The organism is Gallaecimonas mangrovi, assembly GCF_003367375.1.
In the GTDB taxonomy this organism is placed as follows: Bacteria; Pseudomonadota; Gammaproteobacteria; order Enterobacterales; family Gallaecimonadaceae; genus Gallaecimonas; species Gallaecimonas mangrovi.
Genome location: NZ_CP031416.1, coordinates 806823 through 819063 on the forward strand (window position 1 = coordinate 806823; position 12241 = coordinate 819063).

A 12241-nucleotide genomic window follows, 5' to 3' on the forward strand; every position below is an offset into this window, starting at 1 on the left:
TGGGCGTTTCTACCCATGGAAAAGGGCGAGCCTTGTTGATGCCGGGCCGGGTGTTTTAGTTCTAAAAAAGACACAGCTGCCGCTAAAGACAGCAAAAACACGCACAAGGCGAAGCAGAGTATCCGCTTTACGCTGGGCATAAAATTACCTTGTGTTTGGCCTGAATAATGGAGGTGGAATTGTCTCTATCTTGGGCCGAGTGTCAATCTGTTACCAAGAGGAAAAAATAAGTAACTTTTGCGTGCAATGTGCACAACTTTTGAGCAGCGCTTCCTTAATCTTGCCTCGGCAGCATTTTATCTATTTTGTGCGGTTCATCTTCATAAACGTTTGAGCAATGTTGATAAAGCCATTACCGTATATCGTATACCGTTTTATGATGAGGACTGGATGTGAAAGCGAAAGGTTGGCAGGGGTTGTCCTGTCTGTTGTTGTGCCTGACGGCAGGTCAGGCGCTGGCGGCCAAGCCCACGGCGGCTGATATTAACGCCAGTTTGGACCTGCGTAATAACTGGATTGGCCTGACCCGTAATATCGTTTTTCCCGCCGACTGGGTCGCAAACAGCCATGACTTTTTATTTCGAAAAACCGTGGCGGGCGGTTATACCTACATCCGTGAAAACGCCGATACCGGCAAGCAGCAAAGCGCCTTTGACCAAGCCTTGGTGGCAAAAGGCCTGAGCGCGGCAATGCATAAGCACATCACCGCCCTGCAACTGCCGATTAAGCATTTTAACTACGCCGGCGACGGTATCGATTTTGATATCGAATACGACCCTTGGCATTGCAGCCTGAAAGAGGCCAAGTGCGAGGCGCTGCAATGGCCAGGCCAGCCGAGCGGCTTTGGCGTGGTGCGCGACCTAAGATACCCGGCCGACAATCACCTGCGCGCTGCCCCTAACGGCAAGTTAAGCGCCTTTGTCGAAGGCCACAATCTGGTGGTGGTGGATGGCGAAGGCAACAAAAAAGCCCTTAGCCAAGATGGCACCGCCGGTAATTTTTACGACCCTGAAAGTATTCACTGGTCGCCCGATTCCAAATACATTGTGCTGTATCGGGTGCGCCCCGGTTATGCCCGCTTTGTCACCCGGGTGATGTCGTCTCCCACCGATCAGCTGCAACCGAAAGTGGTCAAACAGCTGTACCCGAAACCGGGCGACGCTATCGACATTGACCAACCGGTGCTCTTTAACGTTGCCACCGGCAAAGAAACCATTATCGACAACGCGCTCTTTAGTAACCCTTATCAGCTAACCGATCTGCGTTGGCGCAAAGACAGCAAAAGCTTTGCCTTTCGTTACAACCAGCGCGGCTTTCAAAAAGCGCGGGTGATTGCGGTTGATGCCAGCACCGGCAAGCCACGGGCCGAAGTTACCGAAACCGCCAAAACCTTTATCTACCAAGACCGCGAGTTTGGCCACGACGTGCATGGCTTGGGCAAGGAATTTATCTGGCTGTCCGAGCGTGACGGCTGGGCCCATCTCTACCTTTACAACGGCAAAACCGGCAAGGTGAAAAACCGCATCACCAGTGGCAACTGGCCGGTACGGGAAGTGGTGAAGGTTGACGACGATAAACGCCAAATCTGGTTTGCCGCCTCGGGCATGAATAAGGGCGAAGACCCTTACTTTGTGCATTACTATCGCATCAACTTTGACGGCTCAAATCTCACCGATCTCACCAAGGTGCGGGCTAACCACCATGTCGCCTTCTCGGACGACATGAAGTACTACGTCGATGTCTATTCGCGGGTAGACATGCCCAATGTGGCCGAGTTGCATAAAGCCAACGGTAGCCTGGTGCGCACCATTGCCAAGGGCGATATTTCCAAACTGCTGGCCGCCGGCTTTAAATACCCCGAACCCTTTGTGGCCAAGGGCCGCGACGGTAAAACCGATATTTACGGCCTTATCGTCAAGCCGCTAAATTTCGACCCTAAAAAGCATTACCCGGTGATTGAAAATATCTATGCCGGCCCGCAAGACAGCTTTGTGCCCAAGGACTTTTGGCCCTTTGGCTACCATAGCGGCGGCGACAAAGTCATTGGCATGCAGGAGTTGGCAAACCTTGGCTTTATCGTGGTGCAAATCGACGGTATGGGTACGGCTAACCGTTCCAAGGCCTTCCATGATGTGATTTGGAAAAACCTCGGCGACTCCGGCTTCCCTGACCGCATTCTTTGGCACAAAGCGGCGGCCAAGAAATTCCCTTGGTACGACATTTCCCATGGTGTGGGTATTTACGGCGGTTCTGCCGGTGGCCAAAGCACCGTGGGCGCTCTGGAATTCCACCCCGAGTTTTATACCGTGGGGGTTGCCTTTGCCGGTTGCTACGACAACCGCATGGACAAAATCAGCTGGAACGAGCAGTGGATGGGCTGGCCGGTTGATGACAGCTACAAGCGTTCCTCGGAAGTGGTTAACGCCGACAAGCTTAAAGGCAATGTGTTGATCATCTTCGGTGAGCAAGACAGTAACGTTGACCCGTCATCGAGCTTGCAACTGGTTAATGCCCTTATTCACGCCAATAAGGACTTTGATTTGTTGGAAGTGCCCGGTGGCGAACACACTGCGGGGCGTTCAACTGGCCCTATTCGCTATGCAGAGCGTCGCCAGTTCGACTTTTTTATCAAGCACTTACTGCATGATAAAACCCCGGCGTGGAACAAAAAGTAAGGCGCTTTGCGCGGCAATGAAAAAGGCCCCTGTTGGGGCCTTTTTGTTATTCGCCGTCGGTTGAGCAGGTAACGGCTTGCCAGTCATCAAGCTGCTGGTTAAGCGCTGCAATACTGCCACGCACCAGGCCAAGAGCATCGCTGCCCAGTAGCAGGTGAGCCGGTGGTTTGGGGTGTTCCAACAGGCTTAGCATCACGCTGGCCGCCTTTTGGGGGTCGCCCAGTTGCTTGCCGCTTTTGTCTTTACGCGCTTGGCGCACCGGGTCAAAAAGCGCATCGTAGTCACTGATGGAACGCTCGCTTCGCACCATGGAGCGGCCCGCCCAGTCGGTACGAAAGGACCCCGGCGCTACCGCTGTTACGGCAATATTAAAGTCGGCTAGCTCCTTGCTTAAGGTGTCGGAAAAGCCTTCCAAGGCAAACTTGCTGGCGCAATAGTCGCTTATTCCCGGCATGGTGATGTAGCCGCCCATGGAGGTGATGTTGATGATGTGCCCGCTGCGGCGCTGGCGGAACCTGGGCACCAGTGCCTTCATCATCGCTACCGCTCCCCAGACATTCACGTCGAACTGGTGACGCATCTGCTCCAAGGTCGCTTCTTCAAAAATGCCTTCGTGGCCGTAGCCGGCGTTATTGACCAGCACATCAATGGCGCCATGTTGGCTTTCAAGCTCCGCCACTAACGGGGCAATACGCGCAAAATCGGTTACATCCAGCAATGCGCCGTGGGCGTTGGAAGGGTGCATGGCTTCAAAGGTTTCCAGGGCGCTTTGGCTACGCACTGTACCAATGACCTTATAGCCCGCGGCCAGCGCTTCAGTGGCCAATGCTTTACCAAAGCCACTGCTTACACCGGTAATTAGCAAGGTTTTCATGGTTTATTCCTCATCTTTGCCAAGGGAGGTGTAGTGTGCCTGGGTTAGCGCCAATCTGGATGCCGGTTACACTTTTTATCTTGCCTAAAACTCCAACCTTGATGTTTTTGTCGCCCTAATAAGGGGTTCGTGATGCATAATACTCTCATGCTTACTGATCCCTTAATATCGCTACTGGCGAATTTGGCCCCCATTGAGGGCTATAACCTGACATCGTTAAAAGACGTGCGGCTGCTGCGTTCCAACCGGCCTTTGAGTCGCACCCCGGTATTGTATGACCCTGGCATAGTGTTTGTGCTGCAAGGCAGTAAACGCGGTTACTTTGGTGACCAGTTATACCGCTATGACAGCAACCATTACCTGGCGGTTTCGGTGCCGGTACCTTTTACCATGGAAACCGATGCCAGCTTTGATGAGCCATTACTGGCAATTTACATGCATTTGGATTTACCAGTGGTGGCCGAGCTATTGCTGACGATGACCCAAAAGGGAGCGAAGGTAAGCGACCAACCCACCGGCATGCAGTCAACGCCATTAAATGATGCACTTCGCCAAAGCCTAGGACGCTTGTTGCACGCCCTTGCTGACCCATTGCAAGCCGCCATTTTGGGGCCGGGGCTGGTGCGGGAGATTTACTTTCATGTACTTAGCGGCGAGCAGGGCGGCCAGCTGCGGGCGGCGCTTACCCAGCAAGGGGCCTTTGGTAAAATTGCCGGTGTGCTTAGGCATATTCATGAACGCTTTCGGGTGCCGCTGGATGTGGCCGAGTTGGCCAGTCTGGCCGGTATGAGCCAGGCCAGTTTTCATAGCCACTTTCGCGCCATTACCCAAACCTCACCGATGCAATACGTTAAATCCATTCGCCTGCATCAGGCGCGGCTATTAATGGTGCGCCAGCAAATGAGCGCCATGGCGGCTGCCGTGGCGGTAGGTTATGAAAGTGCCTCGCAATTTAGCCGCGAATTTAAACGGCTTTTTGGCCTGCCACCCACCGAAGAGGCCAGCCGGTTGCGTAGTGCTTACGCCTTGCCGCCAGAACCGGCCAACGCGCTGTTTGTTTCTTCGCACTGACCATTAAAAAAGGCCCCTTGGGGCCTTTTATCAACGTACGGTTATCACCCGGTAGCTACCCGCCGGAGGTTTGGAAATATACTCGTAGCGGTCGCCGCTTTTGCGGTAATAGACGTTGTCGATAATGGCGTAAGTAACCCCTGCCAGTACCGCAAAGGTGGCGATGTTAGCCAGGTCGCTACGGTGATAATAGCGGTGGCGCGGCGGTGGGCCTTGGTGATGGAAGCCGCGGTCAACAACGATCACCCTGTCGTGATGGGGCGGCGGGCCATGACGGTCGTGGTGATCATCATAGTGGTGGTCATCATGATGATGGTCATGGTTGTCATGATGATGCTCGTCATAGCCGTGATCTTTGCCGTGGTCGTCGTGCCCATTTGTGTGGGCATAGGCCGCTAAAGGCGACAGCATCAGGCTGGCAACGGTCAGGCTACTTATCAGCAATTTCTTCATGGCGATGTCCTCTTACGTCTACGCCATCACCTTAAAACGGCCCGTTAAGCTGCTAACTGAACACTGTGCATAAAAGGTGCACCAATCTGCATCTCGTTTGGGTTTTGTTTCAAAAACGAGGCTTTGAGGAGGGACGCGGCCGAGATTGTGTGATTAAGCGCACGTATTTGCAGGCACCCACGACCAGCCGCCCACCATTGCCGCTAAGCCGTGGGACGCTGTGATAATGAACAGCTTAAAATCGGCAGCATGTGCAATAACGGCCTTGTTTTGTTCAGGGCTTCTCACCATAAAAATGGGAACCTATGGGTATTAAAATTTCCTCCTTGGGTGTGGGTATCGCCCTGGCTCTGGCCGCAACCGGGGTCTATGCCAAAGCCCTGAGTGCCGCAGATTACGCCAAAGCTGAAAACTTCCTCAGCTATAAAACCAAGCCGTTAGTTGACCACGATGTGCGTAAGGTCAACTGGTTTAACGACCATGAGTTTTGGTATGTCGATACCAGCCATGACGTTGACCAGTACCTGAAAATGGACGCCAAAACCGGTAAAAGTGCGCCGCTTTTTGACCAGCAAAAACTGGCCGCCGCCCTCAATGCCCTGGCCAAGAGCGAGGGGAAAAAGGACCACAAAGCCTTAACCGCCGCCAAGCTTAAAATTAGTGATATTGCCCTGCCTAAAGATGGCCATATCCAACTTACCGCCGCTGGCATGACGGTAAGCTGCGACTACCCTGGCCTTGATAAATGCGTGAAAGGCGAGCTGTCGGCCCTGTTGGCGGGCAACCATAAAAAAGCCGATATCAGCGAACTTAAGGGCGTGGTTTCCCCCAACGGTAAAGAGGTTGCCTTTATTCGCGACTGGAACCTGTGGGTACGCAACATTGCCTCCGGCAAAGAGCGCCAGCTCACCAAAGACGGTATCAAGAACTTTGGTTACGCCACCGACAACGCTGGCTGGTTGCATTCAAACCAAGCGGTGCTGGAATGGTCGCCAGACTCCAAGAAAATCGCCACCTTCAAGCAAGACCAGCGCCAAGTGGCTGACATGGCCACCGTGGGCGCCGAAATTGGCAACCCCAAAATTGAGGTATGGAAATACCCCATGGCGGGCGACAAGCACGTCTTTATGATCCACCGGGTGGTGATTGACGTGGCCAAAGCGAAAGTGGTGGCGCTGAAAATGAAGGCCGATTTCCACCGCTCGACACTGTGCGACGACATCAGCTGTAGCCACCACGGTATTTGGGACGATGTGAAATGGGCGCCAGACAGTAAAACCCTGGCCTTTGTGTCTACCTCCCGTGGCCACCACCATGAATGGTTCCGTATTGCCAACCCCAATACCGGCGTGGTGCGCACCGTCTTTAGTGAATCGGTGCCTACCTATTATGAAAGTGGTATTGAAGGGGTTAGCTGGCGCTATCTGCCAGAAAGTCATCAGGCGATTTGGTACTCCGAGCGCAGCGACTGGGGCAACCTTTACTTGTACGACCTGAAAACCGGTAAAGCACTGCACCCCATTACCAGCGGCCAAGGCCCGGTATCAGACGTTAAATACCTTAACCGTCAAAGCCGCACGGTATGGTTTACGGCGGTTGGCCGCGAAAAGGGCGTTAACCCTTATTATCGCCAGCTGTTTAAAACTTCGCTGGACGGCACTAAGGCCACACTGCTGACCCCGGAAAAAGCCGACCACACCATTAGCATGTCCAAAGACGGCAGCTACTTTGTGGATAGCTATTCCACCCCAACCACGCCACCGGTCACAGTGCTGCGCGCCGCCAGCGACGGCCATGTGATTGCCACTGTTGCCAAGGCCGACATCTCCCGTTTAAAAGCCAATGGCTGGGTGGCGCCTGAGCAAATTACCGTAACCGGCCGCGACGGCAAAACCACCCTTTATGGTTTGATGTTCAAACCCACTAACTTTGACCCGAACAAAAAGTACCCGATCATTGACTACGTATACCCCGGCCCGCAAACCGGTTCGGTACGTGGCCGCAGCTTCTTGGCATCCCGCGCCGACCACCAAGCACTGGCGGAACTGGGCTTTATTGTGGTGGCCATCGACGGCATGGGTACCCCTTGGCGCTCCAAGTCCTTCCACGACACCTGGTATGGCGATATGGGCGACAACACCCTGCCGGACCAAGTCAAAGCGGTGAAAGAACTGGGTAAACGCTACCCCTGGATTGATATGAGCCGTATCGGTATCTGGGGCCACTCCGGTGGCGGTAACACCACCGCTGACGCCATGTTCCGCTACCCTGATTTCTTCAAGGTGGGCTGGGCCGAGTCGGGTAACCACGACAACCGCATTTATGAAGCGGATTGGGGTGAGAAATACCAAGGCCTGGTGAAAAACAACAAAGATGGCACCAGCAACTACGACAATCAGTCCAACCCGCTGTTGGTGAAAAACCTCAAAGGCAAATTGATGCTGACCTACGGCAATGTTGACGACAACGTGCCGCCGCAAAACACCCAAGTGGTGATTGAAGAGTTGATCAAGGCCAACAAACCCTTCGACATGATTGCCATTCCTAATGCCCGTCATGCTTACGGTTATGCCACCCCTTACATCACCAAACGCCGTTGGGACTATTTTGTGAAATACCTACAGGGCGCAACCCCTGCTGACTACCAGCTAAAAGCCTGGCCTTGGTACTAAGGCCTGCCTTATAAAAAAACCGGCCTTGGGCCGGTTTTTTTATGCCTGGCGATAGGCCGAAGGGCTGATGCCTTCGGCGGCTTTAAAGCGGTTAGAAAAATGGCTGGCTGAACTAAACCCGCAGCCATGGGCGATGTCGGTCAGGCTCGCGTTACTGTGGGCAAGTAAAGCTTTGGCTCGCGCCAGGCGGCGGCCCAGCACATATTGATGTGGGGCTTGGCCCAGGCTTTGTTTAAACATGCGGGCAAAGTGATATTCGCTAAGGCCAGCCTCGGCGGCCAGGGTACTTAGCAGTAATGGTTCGGCCAGGTACTGCTCGATATATTCGGTCACCCGCTTGGCAACAACCGGTGCCAAACCACCGCGAACGGCTGGCAAACGCCAGTCAAAGTGACCATAGCGGCTTAACAGGTGGGTAAGAAGCAGGTTGGTTGCTGACGATAACACCAACTTATGGCTGTGATCGTGCCACTGGTGGCGCAGTAAAAACTGCCGGTACAAGGCGGTTATTTGCTTATCTTCAACAAAAATGCGTTCCTGCAAATCAATGGCAAAGGGGCTTTTGTCCCAGGTTTGCTCGGTAAGCTTGCGTAAATGGCCATCGGTGAAATAAAGGTGCACAAAGCTCAGCTTGCCGCGAATGTCCCAACTGGACTCACTGTGCCTTGGTAGTACGCAAGCCCGGTTAGGGCCGCCACCGTTATGCCATTGATCACCGTTTTTATGGTAGCTCTCGTAACCATCGGCCACATAGAGGCTCAAGGTGTGGTGGTCGGGGCATTGGGTAATGCGGTCAAAATGATTAGACCAGGCGGCAAGCTCAATACCATTGTCCAGCTCCAGGTTGTCATGCAGCTGGGTATTGTGCTGGGCCAACAGATTAAAAGCTTGGTAGCGGGACATGGTTATCAACAATTGCCGAATGAAAATCGATTCTATCGGCGGCGGCTTTGGGGAGCCAGATAAGGGCCAAAGAAAACCGCAAGAACGTGCAAGTGTAAGCACCAAGCTGCAAGCCAATCATCGTCACAAACGCCAGGATAGCTCTTTGCATGCAAAGGAGCGCTGTTATGACCTGGCTGTTATACACCGCAGTGGTACTTATTTGGGGCAGTACCTGGCTTGCCATTGGCCTGCAACAAGGCCCGGTGGCGGCAACGGTTTCGGTGTTTTACCGTTTCCTGCTGGCATCGGTACTGCTGTTAACGGTGCTAGCGCTGAGCCGGCGCCTAAAGGCGATTGGCACTGTGGGCCATGGCTGGTGCCTGGTGCAAGGTGCCTGTGTTTTTGGTTTTAACTTTTACTGCTTTTATCACGCAGCCGCCCATATTAGCACCGGTATGGAAGCGGTTATCTTCTCGATGGCTGTGGTGTTTAACGCCTTCAATGGTGCGCTTTTCTTTCGCCAGCCGTTACCGCCGGGGCTGTGGTTGGCGGCGTTGCTGGGGCTGGGGGGCATGCTGGTGCTTTTTTGGCCCGAACTCGCAACTGTTAGGCCCAATCGGGCTTTTTTTACCGGTATTGGTCTCAGTATGTTGGGAAGCTACTGCTTTTCCCTTGGCAACATGATCAGCCAGCAACACCAGCGCCAGGGGCGCGATTTATTCAGTACCAATGCCTGGGGTATGGCCTATGGCGCCTTATTAATGGGGCTATTGGCGCTGACACAACACGAGACCTTTCGCCTTGACTGGCGACCATCTTACCTAGGGGCATTGCTGTATTTGGTGGTGTTTGGCTCCATTTTGGGGTTTGGCGCTTACTTCGCGCTTATCCACCGCATTGGTGCCAGCCAAGCAGCCTATAGCACCTTGTTGTTTCCGCTGGTGGCTTTGGTTATCTCAACCGTGGTTGAAGGCTATCAATGGCAGCCACATACGGTGCTCGGTGTAAGCCTTATTTTGCTGGGGAATCTGGCGATATTGCCCCGGGTAAGGCTGGGGCTGCGGCGCTGGCGCAGCGCGATTGGCCGTTGGTCTGGCTAAGGCGCCACCAGCGCGGCGGCCCGAATAAAGCGAGTGCATTATTTGTAACGTGCTGATATTCGGTGTTTTTACGGATTTTAGGGGCGCTGCGTCTAAGCAGGATAACGCCAGGGCCGGTTTTTAGTTCAACCGCAAGCAAGGCGTAAACATGCAAAAGCGATTGCTAATAAGATTTGATCTCATCTTTGTCAGGGATGATAATCATGCGCATTCATTAATATCGCTCTCTTTATTAAGGCGTTTTCTGATGTCACGCATTCCTGCTATGAAATACCTCCCCCTGGCCCTTGCTGTTCAATTAGCCCTGGCAGGGGTTGCTGTCGCCGCTGATAACTCCAATCAAACCAGCACCGCCGCGGCCAGCAAAAAAGCGACCGATAACAAAGATAAAAACATTGAAACCATCACCGTTACCGCCAGCGCCGATGCTTCCCGTGACGGTTTGATTGGCGCTTTTGCCGGTGGCCAAGTAGCCAAGGGCCAGCGCGCCGGTTTACTGGGCACCACCGACTACATGGACAGCCCCTTTAGCGGCACCGCCTATACCAACAAATTTATTACCGACATTCAGGCCGAAGGCGTGGGCGACGTGCTGGAGCACGATCCCGGGGTGCGGGTTGCTCGCGGTTTTGGCAACTTTCAGGAAAGCTACTTTATTCGCGGCTTTTTGCTGTACTCGGACGAAATGTCCTACAACGGCCTTTATGGCGTATTGCCGCGCCAGTATGTGTCATCTGAAATTATCCAGCGGGTAGAAGTACTGCGCGGCGCCAGCACCTTTTTAAACGGCATGTCGCCGAGCGGTAACGCCATTGGCGGTAGCGTTAACCTGGTGCCCAAAAGGGCCAGCAACGACAATAAAACCGACATTACCTTAGGCTTTAATGACCAGGGCCAAGGCTATGGCGCTGCCGACATTAGCCGCCGCTTTGGCGACAACGACAGCCAGGGCATTCGCGTTAACGTTGCGCACCGTGAAGGCGATACCGACGTTGATGGCGAAAGCGTTAACACCGATGTTGGCTCTGTGGGCTATGACTGGCGTGGCGACAAGGCGCGGGTTTCTGCCGGCCTGACCTTCCAAGACCGCAAACTCAAAGATGGCCGCCCCTCTATCACCTTATCTGGGGTTACCAGCGTACCGGCGTTGCCCGATGTCGACGCCAACTACGGCCAGGACTGGACCCATTCCGACGAACGCGACCTCTTCGGCACCCTGCGCGCTGAATACGACTTGAGCGATAACGTTACCGCTTGGGCGGCCGTTGGTGCCCGCCATTCTAACGAAGACAACTCCCTGGCCAATATCACTCTGACCGACAGCCAAACTGGCGACGGTTACACCTACCGCGCCGACAACGTGCGGGTTGATGACGTGTTTAGTGCAGAGGTGGGCATTCGCGGTAGCAATAGCTTCGGTGGGGTCAGCAATAAATGGGCGCTGGCGGGCGACTATTACAACATGACCTCAAAAAATGCCTACGCCTGGGGCGATTACACCGGTACCTATACCACCAATATTTATCACCCCACCCAGTACGCCAAGCCCAGCAATGACTTCTTTGGCGCCGGTGACATGAGTAGCCCCGGCAAAACCGGCAGCACCGAACTGCCAAGCTTGGCGTTGTCTGACACCTTAGGCTTTATGGACGACAGCCTGCTGGTTACCCTGGGTGCTCGTTATCAGGATATGGAAGTACGCAACTACGCCTACGGCACCGGCATTCAAAGCAGCAAATACGATGACTCGCGGGTGTCTCCTTCGGCGGGCGTGGTTTACAAACTCACCGACTGGGCTTCGCTGTACGCCAACTACATCGAAGCGCTGGCCCAGGGCGATAGCGCCAGTTCTACCGCCGTAAATGCCGGCGAGCAGCTGTCGCCTTATGTGTCCAAACAAAAAGAAGTTGGGGCGAAGTTCGACGGCGGCAACATTGGCGCCACCCTGGCTTACTTCACTACCGATAAACCCAGCGGTTACGTTAACGACCAAAACGTCTTTGGTGCCTACGGCAAAGACAAACACCAAGGGGTGGAAGTCACCTTCTTTGGTGAACCTTTAGACGGGGTGTCGGTATTGGGCGGCGTAACCTATTTGGATGCCAAACAAAAAGACACCGCCGATGGCGCCACCGACGGCAACTGGGTAATTGGTACCGCTAAATGGCAGGGCAACCTGGGTGTGACCTGGCAGCTGCCTTGGGTGTATGGCCTGAGCCTTGATGCGCAAGCGGTGTCTACCGGTTCTCGTTATGCCGATGCCGCCAACACCCTGCAAGTGGCCGGGTGGACCCGCTTTGACATGGGCGCCAAATACAGCACGACTCTGCTTAACCACGATGTCACCATCAATGCCCGTATCCAAAACCTGACCGATAAAAACTATTGGTCTTCAGTGGGGGGCTACCCTGGCCAAGGCTACTTGGTGCAAGGCGCGCCCCGCAGCGTGAATGTGGAAGCGCGCTTCTCGTTCTAAGCTGATTGATTAAAAAAACCGGCCTTTGGGCCGGT

8 protein-coding genes are annotated in these 12241 nt (G+C 54.1%); 5 read left to right on the forward strand and 3 right to left on the reverse strand.

What is annotated here, in order from left to right:
• Nucleotides 1–392: 392 nt before the first annotated feature.
• A complete protein-coding gene (locus DW350_RS03805) occupies nt 393–2675 on the forward strand; it encodes a DPP IV N-terminal domain-containing protein (RefSeq protein ID WP_226911384.1) in 2283 nt (760 codons plus the stop codon).
• 46 nt (nt 2676–2721) lie between these two features.
• Here DW350_RS03805 and DW350_RS03810 read toward each other — a convergent pair whose 3' ends face one another.
• Nucleotides 2722–3549 (reverse strand): oxidoreductase, encoded by an 828-nt coding sequence (locus tag DW350_RS03810; protein ID WP_115717600.1) that lies wholly within the window; start codon nt 3547–3549, stop codon nt 2722–2724.
• A gap of 132 nt (nt 3550–3681) precedes the next feature.
• Between DW350_RS03810 and DW350_RS03815 the strand changes: the two genes are divergently transcribed.
• Nucleotides 3682–4620: an AraC family transcriptional regulator gene (locus DW350_RS03815; RefSeq protein WP_226911385.1), complete on the forward strand. Its 939-nt coding sequence runs from the start codon at nt 3682–3684 to the stop codon at nt 4618–4620.
• Between the two features lie 30 nt (nt 4621–4650).
• Here the strand turns inward: DW350_RS03815 and DW350_RS03820 are convergent, their stop codons facing one another.
• Complete coding sequence (locus tag DW350_RS03820; RefSeq protein ID WP_115717601.1) at nt 4651–5073, reverse strand: hypothetical protein; 423 nt, start codon at nt 5071–5073, stop codon at nt 4651–4653.
• Nucleotides 5074–5378: 305 nt separating this feature from the next.
• Between DW350_RS03820 and DW350_RS03825 the strand changes: the two genes are divergently transcribed.
• Complete coding sequence (locus DW350_RS03825; protein ID WP_115717602.1) at nt 5379–7745, forward strand: S9 family peptidase; 2367 nt, start codon at nt 5379–5381, stop codon at nt 7743–7745.
• A 39-nt stretch (nt 7746–7784) separates the two neighbouring features.
• Here DW350_RS03825 and DW350_RS03830 read toward each other — a convergent pair whose 3' ends face one another.
• Nucleotides 7785–8648, reverse strand: a complete 864-nt coding sequence (locus DW350_RS03830) for an AraC family transcriptional regulator (protein ID WP_115717603.1) — start codon at nt 8646–8648, stop codon at nt 7785–7787.
• Nucleotides 8649–8815: 167 nt separating this feature from the next.
• Here DW350_RS03830 and DW350_RS03835 point away from each other — a divergent pair, with 167 nt between their 5' ends.
• Nucleotides 8816–9730, forward strand: a complete 915-nt coding sequence (locus DW350_RS03835; RefSeq protein WP_115717604.1) for a DMT family transporter — start codon at nt 8816–8818, stop codon at nt 9728–9730.
• Nucleotides 9731–9977: 247 nt separating this feature from the next.
• Nucleotides 9978–12206, forward strand: a complete 2229-nt coding sequence (locus tag DW350_RS03840) for a TonB-dependent receptor (RefSeq protein WP_226911386.1) — start codon at nt 9978–9980, stop codon at nt 12204–12206.
• Nucleotides 12207–12241: the final 35 nt, after the last annotated feature.